Source organism: Hymenobacter aquaticus (genome assembly GCF_004765605.1).
Lineage (GTDB): Bacteria > Bacteroidota > Bacteroidia > Cytophagales > Hymenobacteraceae > Hymenobacter > Hymenobacter aquaticus.
In genome coordinates this window covers 18,727-37,074 of the sequence record NZ_SRLC01000003.1, presented here as the reverse complement: position 1 = coordinate 37,074, position 18,348 = coordinate 18,727, and the positions used below count along the sequence as shown (strand labels likewise).

At 62.6% G+C, this 18,348-nt stretch carries 18 protein-coding genes and 1 tRNA gene; 10 read left to right on the top strand and 9 right to left on the bottom strand.

Going from position 1 to position 18,348, the window contains the following annotated elements:
- Positions 1 to 71: 71 nt before the first annotated feature.
- The 5 genes from plsY to E5K00_RS19950 all read left to right on the top strand — a co-directional run bounded on the left by plsY (position 72) and on the right by E5K00_RS19950 (position 4,702).
- Complete coding sequence (plsY, locus tag E5K00_RS19970) at positions 72 to 710, top strand: glycerol-3-phosphate 1-O-acyltransferase PlsY (RefSeq protein ID WP_135465087.1); 639 nt, start codon at positions 72 to 74, stop codon at positions 708 to 710.
- Positions 711 to 1,250: 540 nt separating this feature from the next.
- Positions 1,251 to 1,922 (top strand): hypothetical protein, encoded by a 672-nt coding sequence (locus tag E5K00_RS19965; protein WP_135465086.1) that lies wholly within the window; start codon positions 1,251 to 1,253, stop codon positions 1,920 to 1,922.
- A 244-nt stretch (positions 1,923 to 2,166) separates the two neighbouring features.
- Positions 2,167 to 2,595, top strand: coding sequence for a hypothetical protein (locus tag E5K00_RS19960; protein ID WP_135465085.1), 429 nt, complete (start codon positions 2,167 to 2,169; stop codon positions 2,593 to 2,595).
- 81 nt (positions 2,596 to 2,676) lie between these two features.
- On the top strand, positions 2,677 to 3,090 hold the full coding sequence (locus tag E5K00_RS19955; protein WP_135465084.1) for a SpoIIAA family protein: 414 nt from the start codon (positions 2,677 to 2,679) through the stop codon (positions 3,088 to 3,090).
- A gap of 247 nt (positions 3,091 to 3,337) precedes the next feature.
- Positions 3,338 to 4,702, top strand: a complete 1,365-nt coding sequence (locus E5K00_RS19950; protein ID WP_135465083.1) for a dipeptidase — start codon at positions 3,338 to 3,340, stop codon at positions 4,700 to 4,702.
- A gap of 107 nt (positions 4,703 to 4,809) precedes the next feature.
- Here the strand turns inward: E5K00_RS19950 and E5K00_RS19945 are convergent, their stop codons facing one another.
- The 3 genes from E5K00_RS19945 to E5K00_RS19935 all read right to left on the bottom strand — a co-directional run bounded on the left by E5K00_RS19945 (position 4,810) and on the right by E5K00_RS19935 (position 6,967).
- A complete protein-coding gene (locus E5K00_RS19945) occupies positions 4,810 to 5,403 on the bottom strand; it encodes a porin family protein (RefSeq protein WP_167856965.1) in 594 nt (197 codons plus the stop codon).
- A gap of 110 nt (positions 5,404 to 5,513) precedes the next feature.
- Positions 5,514 to 6,206: a porin family protein gene (locus E5K00_RS19940; protein WP_135465081.1), complete on the bottom strand. Its 693-nt coding sequence runs from the start codon at positions 6,204 to 6,206 to the stop codon at positions 5,514 to 5,516.
- A gap of 143 nt (positions 6,207 to 6,349) precedes the next feature.
- Positions 6,350 to 6,967 carry a porin family protein gene (locus E5K00_RS19935; RefSeq protein ID WP_135465080.1) on the bottom strand — a complete coding sequence of 206 codons (618 nt, stop codon included), beginning with the start codon at positions 6,965 to 6,967 and terminating at the stop codon, positions 6,350 to 6,352.
- A gap of 47 nt (positions 6,968 to 7,014) precedes the next feature.
- Between E5K00_RS19935 and E5K00_RS19930 the strand changes: the two genes are divergently transcribed.
- From E5K00_RS19930 to E5K00_RS19920, 3 genes are all read left to right on the top strand, one after another.
- Complete coding sequence (locus E5K00_RS19930) at positions 7,015 to 7,287, top strand: hypothetical protein (protein ID WP_135465079.1); 273 nt, start codon at positions 7,015 to 7,017, stop codon at positions 7,285 to 7,287.
- Between the two features lie 129 nt (positions 7,288 to 7,416).
- A complete protein-coding gene (locus E5K00_RS19925) occupies positions 7,417 to 8,520 on the top strand; it encodes an acyloxyacyl hydrolase (RefSeq protein ID WP_167856964.1) in 1,104 nt (367 codons plus the stop codon).
- Positions 8,521 to 8,678: 158 nt separating this feature from the next.
- Positions 8,679 to 9,374 carry a DUF2306 domain-containing protein gene (locus E5K00_RS19920; RefSeq protein ID WP_135465077.1) on the top strand — a complete coding sequence of 232 codons (696 nt, stop codon included), beginning with the start codon at positions 8,679 to 8,681 and terminating at the stop codon, positions 9,372 to 9,374.
- Between the two features lie 53 nt (positions 9,375 to 9,427).
- Here the strand turns inward: E5K00_RS19920 and E5K00_RS19915 are convergent, their stop codons facing one another.
- Positions 9,428 to 10,465 carry a quinone-dependent dihydroorotate dehydrogenase gene (locus E5K00_RS19915; RefSeq protein ID WP_135465076.1) on the bottom strand — a complete coding sequence of 346 codons (1,038 nt, stop codon included), beginning with the start codon at positions 10,463 to 10,465 and terminating at the stop codon, positions 9,428 to 9,430.
- A 233-nt stretch (positions 10,466 to 10,698) separates the two neighbouring features.
- Between E5K00_RS19915 and E5K00_RS19910 the strand changes: the two genes are divergently transcribed.
- Positions 10,699 to 10,774, top strand: a tRNA-Lys gene (locus E5K00_RS19910).
- Between the two features lie 94 nt (positions 10,775 to 10,868).
- On the opposite strand, the gene E5K00_RS19905 is transcribed toward E5K00_RS19910, so the two are convergent.
- From E5K00_RS19905 to E5K00_RS19890, 4 genes are all read right to left on the bottom strand, one after another.
- Positions 10,869 to 12,407 (bottom strand): YifB family Mg chelatase-like AAA ATPase, encoded by a 1,539-nt coding sequence (locus E5K00_RS19905; protein WP_135465075.1) that lies wholly within the window; start codon positions 12,405 to 12,407, stop codon positions 10,869 to 10,871.
- Between the two features lie 126 nt (positions 12,408 to 12,533).
- Positions 12,534 to 13,130, bottom strand: a complete 597-nt coding sequence (gene lpcA, locus E5K00_RS19900; protein WP_135465074.1) for a D-sedoheptulose 7-phosphate isomerase — start codon at positions 13,128 to 13,130, stop codon at positions 12,534 to 12,536.
- 9 nt (positions 13,131 to 13,139) lie between these two features.
- On the bottom strand, positions 13,140 to 13,703 hold the full coding sequence (locus E5K00_RS19895; RefSeq protein ID WP_135465073.1) for a hypothetical protein: 564 nt from the start codon (positions 13,701 to 13,703) through the stop codon (positions 13,140 to 13,142).
- A gap of 190 nt (positions 13,704 to 13,893) precedes the next feature.
- Entirely contained in the window at positions 13,894 to 15,732 is a 1,839-nt protein-coding gene (locus E5K00_RS19890; RefSeq protein WP_135465072.1) for an ABC transporter ATP-binding protein, read from the bottom strand.
- A 130-nt stretch (positions 15,733 to 15,862) separates the two neighbouring features.
- Here E5K00_RS19890 and E5K00_RS19885 point away from each other — a divergent pair, with 130 nt between their 5' ends.
- Complete coding sequence (locus E5K00_RS19885) at positions 15,863 to 16,309, top strand: QcrA and Rieske domain-containing protein (protein ID WP_135465071.1); 447 nt, start codon at positions 15,863 to 15,865, stop codon at positions 16,307 to 16,309.
- Between the two features lie 83 nt (positions 16,310 to 16,392).
- Here the strand turns inward: E5K00_RS19885 and E5K00_RS19880 are convergent, their stop codons facing one another.
- The gene (locus E5K00_RS19880; protein WP_135465070.1) at positions 16,393 to 18,282 is read right to left on the bottom strand and encodes a hypothetical protein; all 1,890 of its coding nucleotides are present in this window, start codon (positions 18,280 to 18,282) and stop codon (positions 16,393 to 16,395) included.
- Positions 18,283 to 18,348 lie beyond the last annotated feature (66 nt).

Genomic DNA, 18,348 nt, shown 5'->3' with positions numbered 1-18,348 from the left:
AGAGGGGAGGGGTTGGGGAGGGGTGCCGCGGCGAGGGGTTTCGCGTAAGAGGGGTTTCTTATCTTCGCCCCATGAACCTACCCCTCGTCCTGGCCCTGCTCGTGGCCGCCTACCTGCTCGGCTCCATCCCGACGGCCCTCTGGGTCGGCCGCCGCTTCTTTGGCCTCGACATTCGGGAGCACGGCTCGGGCAACGCCGGGGCCACCAACACCTTCCGGGTGCTGGGCAAAAAGCCCGGCTCGGTCGTAATGGCCATCGACGTGCTCAAGGGCTGGGCCGCCACCATGATGGCCTCGGTGATGCTCAGCCAGGGTGCCATCCGCCCCGACCAGCTGCTCTACTTCCAGCTCGCCTGCGGGGTGCTGGCCGTCGTGGGGCACATTTACCCCATCTTCGCGCAGTTCCGTGGGGGTAAGGGCGTGGCCACGGTGCTGGGCATGATGCTGGCCATTGCCCCGGCTACGGTGGGGGGCTGCATCCTGGTGTTCCTCCTGATGCTCGTGCTGTTCCGCTACGTGTCGCTGGCCAGCATGTCGGCCGGCGTGGCCTTTGCCCTGCTCCAGCTGCTGCCCCCGTTCCGCCCCCAGAACCCGCTGCTGCTGTACTTCGGCTTTATCCTGGCGGCCCTGCTCATCTACACCCACCGCGCCAACATCGGCCGCCTGCGCGCCGGCAACGAAAGCCGCGTGCCGCTGTTTGGGCGGAAGTAGAGACGCTGCCGCCAGCCCGGCGGCGCGGCCTATCGGTAGCAAGTCCCCCCAGGCAGTCGCTCGGCTATGCCGAGTGACCCCTACGCCGGAGCGGCTCTGCCGCGAGCGTCCCGCGTCATGTGATATGTTCTGGCGACCCCTACCAATTCGCAGCACAGCTGCTCACACGTAGTCGTCACTCGGCACAGCCGAGCGACTGCGGCGACTGAAACCGCCCCCGTAGCCGCCCAAGCCCCGGCCGCCTCCCCCGAAGCTTTGGAAATAGCTCTTTTTATTGCTTCGGTCGTTCTTTCCAGTGCTTCGGGCATGCTGAGTGGAGCTTCGGCCGTTCTTTCCAGTGCTTCGGATGAGCTGTCTGGGACTTCGGTCGTTCTTTGCAAGGTTTCGGTGGTGCTGGATGGCGCTTCGGTCAGGCTTTCCGGGGCTTCGGGCGGAGTGGAAAGGCTAGGATAGACGGATGAAAAAGAATAGTTTAGGCCCCGCCGACTATCGGCAGGATAGCCGGATTATTCTTTTTCTAACCCTATTAACTGTTGCCCTATGAATGCCAAGAATCCCGTGGCCGAGTATCCCTTTACCCAGGCCGAACTGTGGCAGCGCTGCCTCGACCTGCAACCCTCCCTGGACCGCGACGCGGCCGCGCTGGCCGGGCGCGGCGTGACGGCAGCCCGCATCAATAAGCTGAAAGCCGATACCGCCGAGTTTGGCGAGATGGAGCCCGACACGGTGCTGGTGCAGGAAGGTGCCGCCGTGACGGAGGAGAAAGATGAGGTGGCCGAGGCCTTGAAAACCGCCATGCAGCAGGTGATGAGCATCATTGCCCTGCGGGATGAGCCCCGCACGGCTCGCTACAAGCGCTTCGGCGTGTCGGATGTAATGAACCTGCCGGAAGCCAAGCTGCACCTGGCCGCGACCATGCTCGTGAAGCAGGGCCGCAAGTACCTGGATGAGTACAAGGCCGAGGGCCTGACGGCGGCCCTGCTCGACGCGGTGGCTGCCAACAACGAGCATTTCGTGGAGGGCCTCACCGAGCGCAAGGAGGCCGAAAACACCCGCGCCGGGGCTACCCGGGCCCGCCTGCTGTTTGCCAACGGTCTCTACCGGCAGCTGGTGCAGCTCTGCGCCGCCGGCGACTCCTACTGGCGGCTCACCGACGCGGCCAAGGCCCGCGAGTACGTGGTGGATGCGGCCCCGGCGGCCCCGGCCGCCTAGCCGGGGGTATTGTCGGGCCAGTAAAAAGCCCCGGTTGCCGCAGGGCAGCCGGGGCTTTGTGCTGTCTGATGGGCTCTGGCGACTCTGGCGCGGGTTTGGGCAAAGCCCTGACTCGTGCCGATACACGACGTGGAGGTGGTAATTCCACTGCCGAGCGACTGTGCCGACGCGTCTTGACCAGCTATTTTCAAACCGTAGCGCCTTTTGGCCGGTTAGGAGCCGGAGTTGTCTTACCTTTCCCCTGATGTCTGATATCACCTTGCTGACGGAGTCCTACGGCTCGATGCTGTTTGCCCCGGAAGTACCCTGTCTGATCGTGCAATGGCACGGCTTTGCCAACCGCCAGCAGTTCCAGTCGCTGATGGACCGGGGCCTGGCCCTCTACGAGGCGGAGGCCCGGCGCACCCAGCCCCTGGGTTGGCTGGCCGATACGCGGCTGGTGGGCGCTACCACGCCCGCCATCCAGGAGTGGCTGGCCCACGACTGGAACCCCCGGGCCTACGCGGCCGGTATCCGGCACTGTAGCTTCGTGTCGCCGGAAAGCGTGTTCGGCCAGATTTCGGTGCAGCAGTACACGGCCCACACCACCGACGCCACCGGCTACTACATCGAGCCGGCCCACCACCATACCCTGGCCGAGGCCAAAAGCTGGCTGCGGCAGGCACTGCGCTAAGGGTATCCGGGCGGGGTTGTTCTTTTTTCTTATTCTGCCGGCCTGCGGGCTGGTTATTGTTGCCGGGAGGTATTTTAAGCTATGAAACAAGAACTGCGAAGCTCCCTGGGGCGGCCCTACATTACCATCGAAACCGACCCGGCTACTCCTTGGGTAGCGGTGGAGTGGGTGGGCTACCTCACGGCCGAGAGCATCAAGGCCGGGGCCAAAGCCTACATCGAGGCCGTGGCTGCCTCGGGGCGGCACTGCGTGCTGAACGATACGCGCCGGGTGCTGGGCCCCTGGGACCATTCGATGGAGTGGGTGCTGAACGAGTGGGCCCCCAGCGCCACGGCCGCCGGCGTGCGCCACTTCGCCATGATTTCGGTGCCCGACTCGATGGCCGATGCCTCGGCGGCGACCTTCTACGCCCAGCTCAAGGGCTTTGAGGTGCGGATCTTCGGCAACGACGACGACGCCAAAGCGTGGCTGCGCACCGCCTGCGGCCCGAAGTAAAAGCTACTAAAAGCTATTAGAAGCTAGTTCCCCTCCTCAGATGAGGAGGGGTTAGGGGTGGTTGACCGGAGTGTTGAACGACCTTTAGAAACTAGCTCTAATACTTGTTCTACCGTTTCAACCACCCCTAACCCCGGTCGGCTTTATTCGCCGAGTCAGCTGAGGAGGGGAACTAGTTTCTAGCTACTGGCTTGTTATCGGGCGTTAGCTATTTTTACGGCCACACTACCCCCAAACCCCATCCTGCATGGCTTCCTACCTCGAAAGTAACCAAGAACGTTTTCTGAGCGAGCTGCTCGACTGGCTGCGCATTCCCTCGGTGTCGGCCGACCCGAAATTTCACGGCGACGTGCTGCGGGCCGCCGAATACCTCAAAACCCGCCTCGAAGAAGTGGGCGTGGAGAACGTGGAGCTGTGCCCGACGGCCGGCAACCCCATCGTCTACGGCGAGAAAATCGTGGACCCCAGCCTGCCCACGGTGCTCGTGTACGGCCACTACGACGTGCAGCCCGCCGACCCCTACGAGCTGTGGACTTCGCCGCCGTTTGAGCCCGTTATCAAGGATGGCAAGATCTACGCCCGCGGCGCCTGCGACGACAAGGGCCAGGTCTACATGCACGTGAAGGCCTTCGAAGTGCTGATGCAGGAAGGCGGCGTGCCCTGCAACATCAAGATCATGATTGAGGGCGAGGAGGAAGTGGGCTCCAACAACCTGGGCATCTTCGTGCGCGAAAACAAGGAGAAGCTCAAGGCCGACGTCATCCTGATTTCCGACACCGGCATTCTGGCCAACGACACGCCCAGCATCGAAGTGGGCCTGCGCGGCCTGAGCTACCACGAAGTGGAAGTAACGGGCCCGAACCGCGACCTGCACTCGGGCCTCTACGGCGGGGCGGTGGCTAACCCCATCAACATCCTGTGCCAGATGATTGCCTCCCTGCACGACGAGAACAACCACATTACCATCCCCGGCTTCTACGACAACGTCGACGAGCTGAGTGCCGAGGAGCGGGCCGAAATGGCCAAAGCCCCGCACTCCGACGAGGAGTTCAAGCAAAGCATCGGCCTGACCGACATCCACGGCGAGAAAGGCTACAGCACCCTGGAGCGCACCAGCATCCGGCCCACGCTCGACGTGAATGGCATCTGGGGCGGCTACACCGGCGAGGGCGCCAAGACGGTTATTGCCTCCAAGGCCTACGCCAAAATCTCGATGCGCCTAGTGCCCCACCAGACCTCCGACGAAATCACCGAGTTGTTCCAGAAGCACTTCGAAAGCATTGCCCCGGCCAGCGTCACGGTGGTGGTGAAGCCCCACCACGGCGGCGAGCCGGTGGTAACGCCCACCGACTCGGTCGCCTACAAAGCCGCCGCCGACGCCATGGAAACTACCTTCGGCAAGCGCCCCATCCCCACGCGCGGCGGCGGCTCCATCCCGATTGTGGCCATGTTCAAGACCGAACTGGGCCTCGACTCCGTGCTACTCGGCTTCGGCCTCGACTCCGACGCCATTCACTCGCCCAACGAGCACTACGGCGTGTTCAACTTCCTGAAGGGCATCGAAACCATTCCGCACTTCTACCGCAACTACGCGGCGGCTATGAAGGCTTAAGTACCTACTCGGCTCTGACACGAAAAGGCCGGCTCCATCCCTGGAGCCGGCCTTTTCGTGCTTGATACCGACTGGGTCTGATGGCATCAGCCCCGTAGCAGACGGGCCTACTTGCTGCCGAACAGGAAGCCCGCGTACAGCTGGAAAGCCGAGTTGCGGACCTCACCGGCTTCGATGGTCACGGAGCCGATCTTGGTATCCTTGCCGATGCGGGTGATGCCCCCGTTGTAGCGCAGCCCGACCATCAGCCCGCTGGCCGCCTGAAAGCCCAGCCCGGCGGCATACCCCAGGTCGAACCCCTTGAACTCGTCTTTGACATCGACCGACAGATCGTCGGCCTTGAACCGGGAGGTTAGCAGGATGCCTGCCTGCGGGCCTGCTTCGAAGAACAGCCCGTTGGCCTTGATTTTGAGCAGCACAGGAAAATCGACGTAGCTGGAGTTGTAGCTAAAGTCGGCATCTTCCGCCTTGGCGCCTTTCATCGAGAACAGTACTTCGGGCTGAATGGCAATCCGGTCATTGACGTTCAGCTCGGCGACGCCACCGGCGTGAAAGCCGAACTTGTAGGCCGCGTCACGCACATCATCCCCGGTGAAGGAAGTCAGGCTCGGACCTAGTTTCAATCCCAGGCGGGTGTTTTGGGCCTGGGCCGCCGCGCTGATACCCGCGGCCGCAATGAACAGGAGAATACGTTTTTTCATGAATTGAATAGTTAACGAAACGGCAAAAGTAGCACTCATGCAGCGCAAAACACGGAACGACCCGGCGCCCCTGTGGGCGCCGGGTCGTTCTATCAGGGGTGAGCCTACCCTTACTTGCCCGGAATCAGGTAGCCCAGGGAAAGCTGCAGGGCCGAGTTGCGGGCGTTTTTCAGGTCGCCGTCGAAGTACGTGTCGTTGTTGCTCTTCACGAAGTCGCTGAAGGCCCCGGTGTAGCGCAGGTTCAGGCTCAGGCCGTTGCTGGCCTGGTAGCCCACGCCGGCCACGTAGCCCAGCTCGTTGCGGTTGAGCTGGTCGAGGTTTTTCTGGTCGTGGGTGGTGCTGGTGCTCGTATTGCCGGTGAGGCCGGAGGTGGTCGTCACCCGGGTTTCGTCCTTGATGCTGAGCAGGTAGGAGTACTGGGGGCCGGCTTCGAACACCAAACCGCCGGCGTTGACCTTGACGAGCACCGGCACGTCGAGGTAGTTGTAGTTGACCTTGCCTTCGCGCTTTTGGGTGGTGCCCAGCAGGTTTTTGTACTCGGTGGGCTTGTTTTCGAAGCCTTTCTGCGAATACAGAATCTCGGGCTGCACCGACAGGAACCCGTCGCCGACCAAGGGGGCGTTGAGGATGATGCCGCCCATAAACCCGATTTTATTGTTGTAGGTGCTTTCGTTTTGCACGTCGCCGGCCAGGTTGGAGTAGTTAGCCCCGGCCCGCAGGCCCAGGCGCACGCCCTGGGCGCGGGAAGCACTGATGGTGGCCACCGAGAGCAAAGAAGCCAGCAGAATTACGGTCTTTTTCATCGTGTGTGGAGTTGAGGGAGGAGAAGCGTGTGTCCGGAGCCGGGCGAAAAATATGCCAGTTTCGGGGTGCTCCGGCCGCTTGTAAACGCAAAAAGGCCCCGTTCCGACTCGGAACGAGGCCTTTCTCAGATAGTTAGCTCGGGCTATTTGCCGCCGAACAGGTAGCCTACCTGGAACTGGAATACCGAGTTCTTGGCATCCGACTGGGGCTGGCCGGCTACTTCTTTTTCTACCTTCAGCAGGCCGCCGTTGTAGCGCACGCCGAAGCCCAGGCCGCTTTCGAGCTGGTAGCCCACGCCGGCCACGTAGCCGAAGTCGAAGCGGTTCACGCCGTCGAAGTCGCTGTCTTCAGCCGTTACGCCGCCCGCGGTGAGCGTGCCCTTGCGCGACACCATGTAGCCCAGCTGCGGGCCGGCTTCGAAGATGAAGCCATCGGCGTTGATCTTGGCCAGAATCGGCAGGTCGAGGTAGTGCATCCGGTCTTCCGACTCGAAGCCGTCGCCTTTGAACTTGATGCCTTTGCCGGAATACAGCAGCTCGGGCTGCACGGAGAAGAAGCCGTCGCCGCTCAGGTCAGCGTTCATCATCACGCCAGCGTTGGCGTTTACCAGGTTCTCGTCAAACTTCTTTTGCTCGTCGGTCAGGCCGGAGTAGTTCGACAAGTTTACGCCACCCTTCACGCCGAAACGGACTTGAGCATGCGCGGTGGTCGAGAGGCCAGCGACAGCTAAGAGGGACAACAGGACAGTGGTCTTTTTCATGAGAGAGAAAGTGAGGTACGCTAAATGTGTTTCCTGAAAAGCCCAGGATGAGCCCTCAAACGCAGCAGAGCCCAAGAAGGTATGCGCAAAGGCAAAATATTCTGGTGATAATTCAATATTTGCCAGAGTATCAAACACTTAAAAATATTATTTCACTAATAGAAGCCGGTGGCCGACCAGCCGGCTGGAAAAGTCAACGGAGGCCTAGCCTCGCCGGAAAACCTGCCCCCGTCGGCAGGACCGCCACCAGCATTATTACTGCAGATCAGCCGGAATTTGTTGCGGCTGAGCAGGAGTTTTTTTCAGGAGTAACGAAATGATAATTAGGGTGTTTGCTGCAATCTATGCCGTCGGTAATGACTTGCGGGCCGCCCTCAGTCGGCGCGGTTTCGTGGCGGCGTCGGGGCCTTTCCCTATTTTTGGGGAGCTTGGCTTTTACTGCTTATTCAATGATTCGTTACGGGTTGCTCTTTATTCTGCTGCTAAGCGCCGCCCCCGGCCGGGCCCAGCAATCGGCCGCCGCGGGTAGCCGCCCCCCACTGGTGGTGGGCCTCTATGGGCAGGGCAGCTTTATCATCGCCCATACACCGTCGGTGAAGCACCTGGTAAAGTCGCACCCGACGGGGCTGGAGCTGAACGTGCAGCGCCAGACCAACGGCTCGGAGCCCTGGCATGGCTGGTACAAGTACCCGAAAGTGGGCCTGGCGCTGGTGTATTACGACTACCACAACCCGGTGCTGGGCAAGTCGTACGCCGCCACGGTCTACATCAACAAGGCTTTCTTCCGCACGGCGCGGCAGGAGCTGAACTTCCGCATCGGTACCGGCATCGGTATTTTCCCGATCCGCTACGACCAGGAAACCAACCACAAGAACAACATCGTCAGCTCCCGGCTGAACGCCACGCTGCAAACCCGCCTGGAATACGACGTGGCCCTCGCGCCCCACTACGGCCTGCTGCTGGGCGTGGGACTGAACCACTACTCTAACGGGGCCACCACCAAGCCTAATTTCGGCATCAACCTGCCCACGGTATTTGTGGGCGTCAACTACCACCAGCAGCGCCCGTTCCGGCCCCTGAGCCCGGGACCCACGGCTGAACCCGCCGAAATCGGGCACAATTTCCTGGACCTGAGCACCAGTCTGGGCTTCAAGCAGCGCAACGAGTCGGACCGGCGCAAGTACTCCGTGCAGTCGGTTTCGGCGGCGGTGGGGCGGCGCGTCAACCGCAAGAGCAACCTGCTGCTGGGCGCGGAAGGCTTCTACGACCGGTCGTTGCTGGTGCAGCTGCGCGACACCTCCCGCACCGGCGAAAATCTGCCCGACGTGAAGAAAGCCGGCCTATTCGTGGGCCACGAGCTGCTGTTTGGCCGCCTGGCCTTCGTGTCGCACTTGGGCTTCTACGTCTACAATCCCTACAAGTCCAACAAGTTCTACTACGAGCGGCTGGGGCTCAAATACCACTTCACCCGGCAGCTCTGGGCCGCCGCCGACCTGAAAGTGCACCGCGGGGCCGCCGACGTGGTAGAGCTGAAAGTGGGCGTGCGGCTGTAAGGTGAAGTGGTGAAATGGCGAGTTGTTCGGCGGCCGGGTTAGGGGCAGCAAATGACGATTCAGGCGCCTTATCCGACGGTTGAGTAACAGAAAGTAGCACGCTGCCGGCTTTCCGGCTTGTTTTGGGGCATATGTTTTTCTCCCCCGATTCTCCCGCCATGGAAACCTTCCTTCTCGCGAACCGCTGGCTGCATATTACGGCCGGGTTTATTGGCTTTTTCGTAGCGCCGGCGGCGTTGTACGTGCGCAAGGGCGGCCCGGCGCACCGGCGCTGGGGGCAGGTGTTTTTCTGGGCTATGGTGGTGGCGGGCAGCACCGCGCTGGTGGCGGCCTCCCTCAAGGGCCTGACTTTCCTGCTGCTGACGGGCATTTTCAGCCTGTATCTGGCTTGGTTCGGCTACCGCTCGGTGTACCACAAGCGCCTGAGCCGGGGTGAGGCGCGGGCCGGCCTGTTCGACTGGGCCGGGGTCGGAATCGGTACGGCGGTGTTTGCCGGCACCTTGCTCTACGGCCTGCTGAACCTGCAAACCAACCCCGTGCCGGTCGTTTTTGGTGGCATCGGCCTGATGACGACGCTGCGGCAGGCCCGCGCCTTCCGCCGCGTGGGGCCCTGGCCTGCCGGGCAGTGGCTGCTCAACCACATTTCCGGTTTCGTGGGCTCATACATAGCGGCGGTTTCAGCTTTTTCGGCCACTACCCTCACGTTTATTCCCTTTCCCCTGAACTTCCTGTGGCCTACGCTGGTCATGGTGCCGCCCATGATCTGGGTGCAGCGGCGCTATAAAAAGCAGTTTGCCCAGGGCCAGCACCCCGAAAAGCTAGTGGAAGTACGCATTCAGCCCGAATTGGCTTAGCTGCTAGCCGCAGTAAAGCGGCTACTGTTTTGCATCGAGCCGCAGAATACCGCTTACCGACGGCCCGCCACTACCGCCTGGTTGATGCGCTTGACCAGCGCCGGGCCTTCGTAGATAAAACCGGTGTAGAGCTGCACCAGCGCCGCGCCGGCCGCCATTTTGTCCAGGGCATCCTGCGCCGAGGCAATGCCGCCCACGCCGATGATGGGCAGGCCGCCGTCGGTGCGGCGGTGCAGGTAGCGGATAACGTCGGTGCTGCGCTGCCGCAGGGGCTTACCGCTCAGCCCACCCGCGCCAATGGCCGCCAGCTGGGTTTGGTCGGTGCGCAGCGCGTCGCGGGCAATAGTGGTGTTGGTGGCTACTAGGCCGCTCAGGCGGGTTTCGGCGGCAATGGTCAGGATGTCGTCGAGCTGGCCGTCGGTGAGGTCGGGGGCTATTTTGAGCAGCAGGGGCTTGGGCCGGGGCTTGCTCAGGTTGCGTTCCTGCACCTGCTGTAGCAGCCGGATCAGCGGCTCCTTTTCCTGTAACTGTCGCAGGTTGGGCGTGTTTGGCGAGCTAACGTTGACCACGAAGTAGTCCACCGTGTCGAACAGCGCCTCGAAGCCTGCCACGTAGTCAGCGGCCGCCTGCTCGTTGGGCGTGTCCTTGTTCTTGCCAATGTTGCCGCCGATGATAATGTCGGAGCGCCGCTGCCGGAGCCGCCGGGCCGCCGCCGCCGCGCCCTCGTTGTTGAAGCCCATGCGGTTAACCAGGGCCTCGTCCTGCGGCAGCCGGAACAGGCGCGGGGCCGGGTTGCCCGGCTGGGCCCGCGGCGTCACCGTCCCGATTTCCACGAAGCCAAAGCCCAGCGTAGCCAGCTCGTCGGTTAGCTCGGCGTTCTTGTCGAAGCCCGCCGCCAACCCCACTGGATTGCGGAATTTCAGGCCGAATACTTCCCGTTCCAGGCTTGGGTGGGCAAAGTCGTAGAGGCTGCGCAGCAGGGCCCGGGTGCCGGGCAGGCGGCAGCTGCGCCGCAGGTTGTCGAAAACAAAGTGGTGGGCCTGCTCCGCGTCGAGCTGAAAAAGCAGGGGTTTGAGCAAGGCTTTGTACATGGCGGGCCACAAGGTATCCGGCCACAAAGCTCCTACTTATTCCGGTAGGATATTGCCTTCCTGCTGCGCCGTAGCAGGAAGTTTTTTTGATAATTTATCTGCTTGAAAATAAGCTTAATAAAGATTTGTTGGTAAAAAATATGCGCGAATAGTCTCCGTAAGTTTGGACAATAGCCGTGTTTCTGCCACTTTTGCAACCCCGAAACGCGAAACTCGTTTGGCCATCGGGAACTGATTCTGTAGCTCAGCTGGTAGAGCAGTACACTTTTAATGTACGGGTCCTGGGTTCGAATCCCAGCGGGATCACCAAAACGCCTCCCTTGCGCTCTGCAAGGGAGGCGTTTCTGTTTCAGGCGGGTCCAGTGCTGACCAGATTCGGCATAGCCAAGCCTCGGGCGGGCGTTTAACCTGCCCAGCCTTCCCGGTCCAGGCTGCGGTACTGAATGGCCTCGGCCAGGTGTTCCAACCGGATTTCCCCGGAGCCCCCCAGATCGGCAATGGTGCGGGCCACTTTGAGGATCCGGTCGTAGGCGCGGGCCGAGAGGCCGAGGCGCTCCATCGCCGTTTTGAGCAGCGCCCGGCCGGCCTCATCAATCAGGCAGAGCTCCTTGACCATCTGCGAGGGCATCATGGCGTTGGAGTGAATCTCGGGAAACTCCTGGAAGCGGGCGGTCTGCACTTCCCGGGCCTGCTCCACGCGCCGCTGAATATGCTCGCTGGTTTCGGCCTTGCGCGTTTCCGTCATCTGGTCGAAAGTGACGGGCGTGACCTCCACGTGCAGGTCAATCCGGTCGAGCAGCGGGCCACTGACCTTGTTGAGGTAGCGCTGCACCACGCCGGGGCCGCACACGCACTCTTTCTCGGGGTGGTTGTAGTAGCCGCAGGGGCAGGGGTTCATGCTGGCAATGAGCATGAAGTTGGAGGGAAAGTCGATGCTGACCTTGGCCCGGGAAATCGTGACGCGGCGCTCTTCCAGCGGTTGGCGCATCACTTCCAGCACCGTGCGCTTAAATTCGGGCAGCTCGTCCAGAAACAGCACGCCGTTGTGGGCCAGGGAAATTTCGCCCGGCTGCGGATTGCCGCCCCCGCCCACCAGGGCCACGTCGGAGATGGTGTGGTGCGGGGCCCGAAACGGCCGGGTCGTCAGCAGGGAGGCATTGGCGCCCAGCTTGCCGGCCACCGAGTGAATCTTGGTCGTTTCCAGCGCCTCGCCGATCGACAGCGCGGGCAGAATGCTGGGCAGGCGCTTGGCCAGCATCGTCTTGCCCGCCCCGGGCGGCCCGATCATAATAACGTTGTGGCCCCCGGCGGCGGCTATTTCCAGGGCCCGCTTGATGTTCTCCTGCCCCTGCACGTCGGCAAAGTCGGCGGCGTACTGGTTGGCGGCCGTTTGAAACACCGTGCGCGTATCCAGCTGCAGGGGCTCAATTTCGAGGCGGCCCTCGAAGAAGTCGATGGCCTGCTGCATGTTTTCCACCGGAATAACGTCGAGGTTATTCACGATGGCCGCCTCCTGGGCGTTGGCCCGGGGCAGAATGAAGCCCTTAAAACCCTCTTTGCGGGCCTGAATGGCAATGGGCAGCACTCCGCGCACCGGCCGTAACTCCCCATCCAGGGCCAGCTCGCCCATGATGATGTAGTCGCCGAGCCGCTCGGTATTCAGCTGCTGGGAGGCGTGCAGAATGCCCAGGGCAATGGGCAGGTCGTAGGCCGAGCCTTCCTTGCGGATGTCGGCCGGGGCCATGTTCACCACCACTTTGGTGCGCGGCATGCGGTAGCCCCTGATTTTCAGGGCTGCCTCAATGCGCTGCTGGCTTTCCTTAATGGCATTGTCGGCCAGGCCCACCACGTAAAAGTTGGTGCCCTGCGAAACGACGACTTCGATGGTAATGGTATTGGCGTTGACGCCCTGTACGGCCGAGCCATACGTTTTGGTAAGCATGGATGTAACGGATAAGACGATAAGAAATAAGAACCTGGGAGCTAAGATAGGAGAGTAATGGTGGAGTAACACAGAAAAAGCCAGCCCCTGGCGGAGCTGGCTTTAAACTCGGTGGAAAAGCCGGAACTACGAAGCGTGCTCGGCTACCAGCTGCTCAATCAGCAGAATCAGAATGTGGATGGCCTTGATGTGGATTTCCTGCACCCGGTCGGCGTAGCCGCTGTGCGGGGCCCTGATTTCCACGTCGCTGAGGCCGGCCAGCAGGCCGCCGTCCTTGCCGGTGAGGCTCACTACCTGCATGCCGCCGGCCTTGGCGGCTTCGGCGGCGCGCAGCACGTTGGGCGAGTTGCCGCTGGTGCTGATGGCCAGCAGCACGTCGCCGGGGCGGCCCAGGGCTTGCACGTAGCGGCTGAACACGTGCTCATAGCCGTAGTCGTTGGCTACGCAGCTCATGTGCGAGGCCTCGGTGAGGGCAATGGCGCCCAGAGCGGGGCGGTCCTGGCGGTAGCGGCCGCTGAGCTCCTCGGCGAAGTGCTGGGCGTCGCAGAGCGAGCCGCCGTTGCCGCAGCTCAGGATTTTGCCGTGTTGCCGGAGGCTGGCAGCCATCAGGCGGGCGGCTTGCTCGATGCGCGACAGGTTTTCGGGGTCGGCCAGAAAACGGTCGAGCACGGTGCGCGCTTCGGTCAGCTCGGCGCGAATCAGGTCAGTTAGGGGTGCAGTCACGCCGCAAAGTTACAACGTAGTCCGGTTGTCGGGGTTCGGACTGGTATTGGGATGAATAATCGTGTTGGGCTGTTGCACCGGCGCATTCATCAGGCCGGGGTCCGACTGCGGGAACGTGGGATGCTCCACGTCGTGGCCGGGCGTAGCAGTGCCGCCGTGGGCCGGGGGAATAGCCGAGTCGATGTAAACCGGCGCGGGAGCTGCCGGGCCCGGCTGATACGCCGCGGCCGGAACCACGGGCGCCGCGGTGGTAGCGCGCTGCTGAAACTCCCGCTCGCGCTGGTCAATCTGCTGGTCGTAGAGCTTGGCTTTCAGCTCGTTGATTTTGCCGTTGAGCACCGAGGTTTCGCGGCGCAGCAGGGCGCTGTCCATGTTTTCGGTGATGAGGTGCAGCGCCAGCAGCGCGGCCCCGACGATGAAGAGCGTGTTGTAGAACGTGGCCAGGCCGGCGTCGCCGCTGAGGTTGAAGGCCGAGGCAAAGGTGTCGCGGGTGGCGGGGCTGAAGATGAACAGCAGCGCCAGCAGCAGGTACACCATCACCAGAATCGTTACCAGGCGTTTGAGAGCAAGCATAGGAGGGGAGAAGCTAGGGTGTGGGAAAAGCCGGCAGCAGTGCCGCGCGGCCGCCTCGTTGGCGCACTAAATATATCGTTTTGCCAATCTAGCGGCGGCGGAATATAGCCGGCGGTGTGCGCATAAACGCAAAGAACCCCGGCACAGTTGGCCGGGGCTCGTTTTCTGGCTTGCGGCGGGCAGCGAAAGGCTACGGCAGCACGCCGTTGGTTTGCATCGTGTTCAGGCGCTGATACACGCCGCCTTCGCGCCGCAGCAGCTCCTCGTGCGAGCCGCGCTCCACGATGCGGCCCTGCTGGAGCACCACGATTTCGTCGGCGTGCTGAATGGTGCTCAGACGGTGGGCAATAACCAGGGACGTGCGGTTCTGCATCAGGCGCGTCAGGGCCTCCTGCACCAGCTTTTCCGACTCGGTGTCGAGGGCGGAGGTGGCTTCGTCCAGAATCAGGATGGGCGGGTTGCGCAGGATGGCCCGGGCAATGCTCAGGCGCTGGCGCTGCCCGCCGGAAAGCCGGCTGCCCCGGTCGCCGATAAGCGTCTGGTAACCGTCGGGGCTTTGCATGATGAACTCGTGGGCGTTGGCAATTTTGGCGGCCTCTATCACCTGCTCGTCGGTGGCCTGGGTGTTGAAGCGGATGTTGTTGAAAATCGTGTCGTTGAACAGGATGCTTTCCTGGGTCACGATGCCCATCTGGTCGCGCACGGAGTGAATGGTGCAGTCGCGCACCTCGTGGCCGTCGATGAGCAGCTGGCCGCCGGTGGGGTCGTAGAAGCGGGGCAGCAGGTCGGCCAGGGTGCTTTTGCCCCCGCCCGAGGGCCCTACCAGGGCCACGGTTTTGCCCTTCGGGATAACCAGGTTGATGTCTTGCAGCACGGGCGTGTCGCCGTAGCTGAACTGCAGGTTGCGCAGCTCAATCTGGTGCTGGAAGGCGGGCAGCAGCTGGGCGCCGGGCTTGTCGCGAATGGCCGGCTCGGTGTCAATGATGCTCAGCACCCGCTCGCCGGCGACCAGGCCGCGCTGGATGTTGCCAAACGACGACGACAGGGACTTGGCCGGCGTGAGCACCTGCGAAAACATGATGATGTAGGTGATGAACGGGGCCGCGGCCAGGTCGGAGTTGCCGCCCAGAATGAGCGTGCCGCCGAAGTAGAGCAGGCCGGCTACCACCAGCACGCCGGCAAACTCGGAAAAGGGCGAGGCCAGGTCCCGGATGTTGTCGATGCGGCGGGAGGTGCGGGCGTACTGGTCGTTCTGCTCCTCAAACTTGCCCTTGATGTACTCCTGGGCATTGAAGGCCTTGATGACGCGCAGGCCGCCCAGCGTTTCGTCAATCACCGACAGCATGGAGCCCAGGGTGCCCTGGCTGGTTTTGGCCTGGGTGCGCAGGCGCTTAGCCAGGGCCGCAATAATGCCGCCCGAAATCGGCAGCAGTACCAGGGAAAAGAAGGTGAGCTTGGCCGACATGTAAAACAGCACCACGAAGTAGGCCACGATGTAGAGCGGGTCGCGCACGACGCCTTGCAGGGTATTCACCACCGAAATTTCCACTTCCTGCACGTCGTTGGTGAAGCGCGACATCATGTCGCCCTTGCGGCCGGTGGAAAAGTAGCCCAGCGGCAGCTGAATCACGCGGTGGTACAGGTCGCGGCGCAGGTTGCGAATCACCCGGGACCGGACGCGGGCCGCGATGCGCAGGCTCAGGTAGCGGAACACGTTGCTGAAGAACACCGACGTAATGAGCACCAGGCACACGAACAGCAGGGCCCCGAGCTTGCCGTAGCTGGCAATGACCTGGGCGAAGTAGTAGTTGAACGTGCTGGTGACGTAGTCCAGCGTGAGGGCAAAGTCGGGCAGCGCGGCCGGGGCGTTGAGCGTGCTGGTTTTCTCGAACAGCACGTTCAGCATCGGGATGACCAGGGCCAGGTTGCCGATGCCGAAAAAGATGCCCAGCACGGTGTAGAGCAGGTATAGCGGCAGAAAATCGGCGAAGGGCCGCGCGTATTGCAGGATGCGGAGGTAGGTCTTCATGGAGGCCGCAAAGGTAGCCCCGATTCTGGTGGCGCGCCCAGGCAACCTTTTGCCCTGCCGCTTCCGAGTGGAAGAATAGAACAACAACTATTCTTCCACGGCTTTTCCGGCCATACCTGCTCTAACTCGGATGGAACGCAAAGAATTTATTCAGCTTTTCGGCATGGGCGCCGTTGCCGTGCTGGCCACCGGCTGCCTGGGCGGCTGCTCCAGCAAGGGCGGCGACCCGGCCCCCGACAACGGCGGCACCGGCGGCGCTACCGGCGTCGACTTCACCCTCGACCTGACGGACCCGGCCAACGCGGACCTGAACAACCCGGCCATCGGCTACGTCTACGGGGCCAGCCGCCGCGTTATCGTGGCCAAGCTCACCGACGGCACCTACATTGCTGTGCAGGCCCCCTGCACCCACGAAGGCTTTACCATCGTGTACCAGGCCAGCGCCAGCAACTTTCTGTGCCCCAACCACGGCTCCCTGTTCAACAGTGACGGCACCGTGGCCGGCGGCCCCGCCACCCGGGCCCTGAAAAAGTACACCGTGACGCAGACCGGCAACACGCTGCGGGTCACGGGCTGAGGGTTGGCCCAGCAAAAAAGCCCGGGGCCGCTTTCCGCAGTTGGGAAGCAGCCCCGGGCTTTTTTGCTGGTAAATCGGTCGGCTTAAAACTCGTGCAGGCGCTGGGCAATGTTCCAGCGCAAGGCTACCGAGAAAAAGGCTTCGGTGCCGTTGCCCATGGCCGTGGCGGCCCCGGTCTGGCGGCGCACGATCTGCTTGGCGTCGAGCCACAGGTTGTGCTTCACCATGTAGCTGGCCGTCAGGTCGGTGTGCAGCAGCTGGGTGGAGTTGCCCTGGCCCACGCTGTTGCCGTACTCGCTCACGCGGGTGGTGTAGGGCTTCAGCACGTTGCCGCCGTAGTTGGGCTCGGGGTCCACGTTAGGCACGTTGTCGAGGCCCTGCTTGGTGTAGAAGCCCTTGGCCACCACGTTCAGGCGGGGCAGGGGCTGGTAGCTGACGATGCCCAGCAGCTCGTAGAGGTTGGCGCCCATCGGGTGAGCCAGGGGCTGCTGGTAGTGCTGGTAGTTGCGGTACTGGTCTTCGTGCTGGTAGGTGTAGGGCCGGATGTAGTTGAACTCGGCCTGCAAGTCCAGGTTCTTGATGCCGGCCACGTCGAGGTACTTGCCGCCCAGCTGGAAGGCCTGCTTGTTGGCCCACCAGCCGTTGCCGGAGCGAATCTGGCTCACCACCAGCTCGTCGAGCACCACCTGCCCGTAGATCTGGCCCCGGCGCAGAATGTTCCACTTGAAGTCCAGGCCCAGCAGGGAGTTGTCTTCCGAGCCGATCTGCTGCTCCACGCTGCGGTAGAAGATAATCGGGTTCAGGTATTGCAGCTCAAAGCGGCCTTTGCCGCGCGAGAACATCACCGACTCGAACACGCCCACGTTGAAGGTCGGCGTCACGTCGAGGCTCAGGTGGTGCAGGGCCATGTACTTTTTAGGATACACCTGGTCGGCTTCCCGGCGGTCGGCGGTCAGCTCGGCAAACAGGTTCTGGTAGTTGAACTTCCAGATGCGGGTATTCAGCTTCAGAAAGAAATAGGGCGCCGAGTAGTCCGACAAAATCAGGGAGCGGTAGCCGTTGCCGATGAAATTCCGGTCGTGGCCCAGCTGCACGTTGATGTGCTTGGTGGCCGCGTAGGTCAGGTAGCCCCGGGCCGAGAGGAAGTCGTACTGGTCGGTTTTGCCCTTGAAATACTTCCAGTAGCCTTCGTGGGGCACAATCGTGTCGCGCACCACGCGGTTCTGCACGTAGGCGGGCACGGCCATCTGGTTGTCGGCCACGAAGGTGTAGAAGCCCAGGCGGCCATCCACGGTGCCTTCCACCTGAATGCCGCGGGTGTTGGTGTAGCGCAGCCCGTCACTGTCGGTATCCTTACCGGCCTGGAAGTACACCACCGGATTCACGCGCAACGTGAAGTCCTTCGTCTCGACGTGGAACAGGTCCGACTGATTGCGGTAGAAATACGTCAGAAAGCTCTTTTTGCTCTCGTTCAGCGCGGTGCCCTGCGCCGAGTAGTTCCAGTTGTCGCGGGCCAGGTATTCGGCGTTGAACCGGTCGGCGGCCGACAGCGGGCTGGCCGCGCCGTTGTCGTTCAGCACCCGCTCGGCCAGGCGCGCCACGCCGGCCCGGTGGTAGGGCCGCACGGCCGTGTAGGGGTCGCCGAGCGAATCGGGGCCGTACTTAATGGCGTACCGGTCGATGAGGCGGTAGGTGTCCGGGTCGAGCGGGACGTAGGTGCTGCCCTGGGTGGTTTTGGCCGGGTTGAGGCCGGGGCTAGGCGCGGTGGCCGGCACTACGGCCGCCGACGGCGCGACGGTGCTGGCCGGCGTTTCGGCCGGCTTGGGAGCGGCGGGCTGCTTGGGGTCGAGCGGATGGTCAAAAATCAGCCAGACCGCGTCGGGGTCTTTGGCCGGGGGCGGCGTGGTCTGGGCCGAGGCGCGGCTGGCCAGCAGGCTCAGGGCAGACACTACAAGGATTAGCGGTTTTTTCATAAGAACGGGAGGCCGCGCAGCTGGTAAGGGCCCCCGGCGGGGCAAACCTACGCAGTTCGACGGTGG

Excerpts from the sequence above, each read along its gene's own strand:
- plsY (WP_135465087.1), top strand. The coding sequence starts at position 72 with ATGAACCTACCCCTCGTCCTGGCCCTGCTCGTGGCCGCCTACCTGCTC.
- E5K00_RS19965 (WP_135465086.1), top strand. The coding sequence starts at position 1,251 with ATGAATGCCAAGAATCCCGTGGCCGAGTATCCCTTTACCCAGGCCGAA.
- E5K00_RS19960 (WP_135465085.1), top strand. The coding sequence starts at position 2,167 with ATGTCTGATATCACCTTGCTGACGGAGTCCTACGGCTCGATGCTGTTT.
- E5K00_RS19955 (WP_135465084.1), top strand. The coding sequence starts at position 2,677 with ATGAAACAAGAACTGCGAAGCTCCCTGGGGCGGCCCTACATTACCATC.
- E5K00_RS19950 (WP_135465083.1), top strand. The coding sequence starts at position 3,338 with ATGGCTTCCTACCTCGAAAGTAACCAAGAACGTTTTCTGAGCGAGCTG.
- E5K00_RS19945 (WP_167856965.1), bottom strand. The coding sequence starts at position 5,403 with ATGAAAAAACGTATTCTCCTGTTCATTGCGGCCGCGGGTATCAGCGCG.
- E5K00_RS19940 (WP_135465081.1), bottom strand. The coding sequence starts at position 6,206 with ATGAAAAAGACCGTAATTCTGCTGGCTTCTTTGCTCTCGGTGGCCACC.
- E5K00_RS19935 (WP_135465080.1), bottom strand. The coding sequence starts at position 6,967 with ATGAAAAAGACCACTGTCCTGTTGTCCCTCTTAGCTGTCGCTGGCCTC.
- E5K00_RS19930 (WP_135465079.1), top strand. The coding sequence starts at position 7,015 with ATGAGCCCTCAAACGCAGCAGAGCCCAAGAAGGTATGCGCAAAGGCAA.
- E5K00_RS19925 (WP_167856964.1), top strand. The coding sequence starts at position 7,417 with ATGATTCGTTACGGGTTGCTCTTTATTCTGCTGCTAAGCGCCGCCCCC.
- E5K00_RS19920 (WP_135465077.1), top strand. The coding sequence starts at position 8,679 with ATGGAAACCTTCCTTCTCGCGAACCGCTGGCTGCATATTACGGCCGGG.
- E5K00_RS19915 (WP_135465076.1), bottom strand. The coding sequence starts at position 10,465 with ATGTACAAAGCCTTGCTCAAACCCCTGCTTTTTCAGCTCGACGCGGAG.
- E5K00_RS19905 (WP_135465075.1), bottom strand. The coding sequence starts at position 12,407 with ATGCTTACCAAAACGTATGGCTCGGCCGTACAGGGCGTCAACGCCAAT.
- E5K00_RS19895 (WP_135465073.1), bottom strand. The coding sequence starts at position 13,703 with ATGCTTGCTCTCAAACGCCTGGTAACGATTCTGGTGATGGTGTACCTG.
- E5K00_RS19890 (WP_135465072.1), bottom strand. The coding sequence starts at position 15,732 with ATGAAGACCTACCTCCGCATCCTGCAATACGCGCGGCCCTTCGCCGAT.
- E5K00_RS19885 (WP_135465071.1), top strand. The coding sequence starts at position 15,863 with ATGGAACGCAAAGAATTTATTCAGCTTTTCGGCATGGGCGCCGTTGCC.
- E5K00_RS19880 (WP_135465070.1), bottom strand. The coding sequence starts at position 18,282 with ATGAAAAAACCGCTAATCCTTGTAGTGTCTGCCCTGAGCCTGCTGGCC.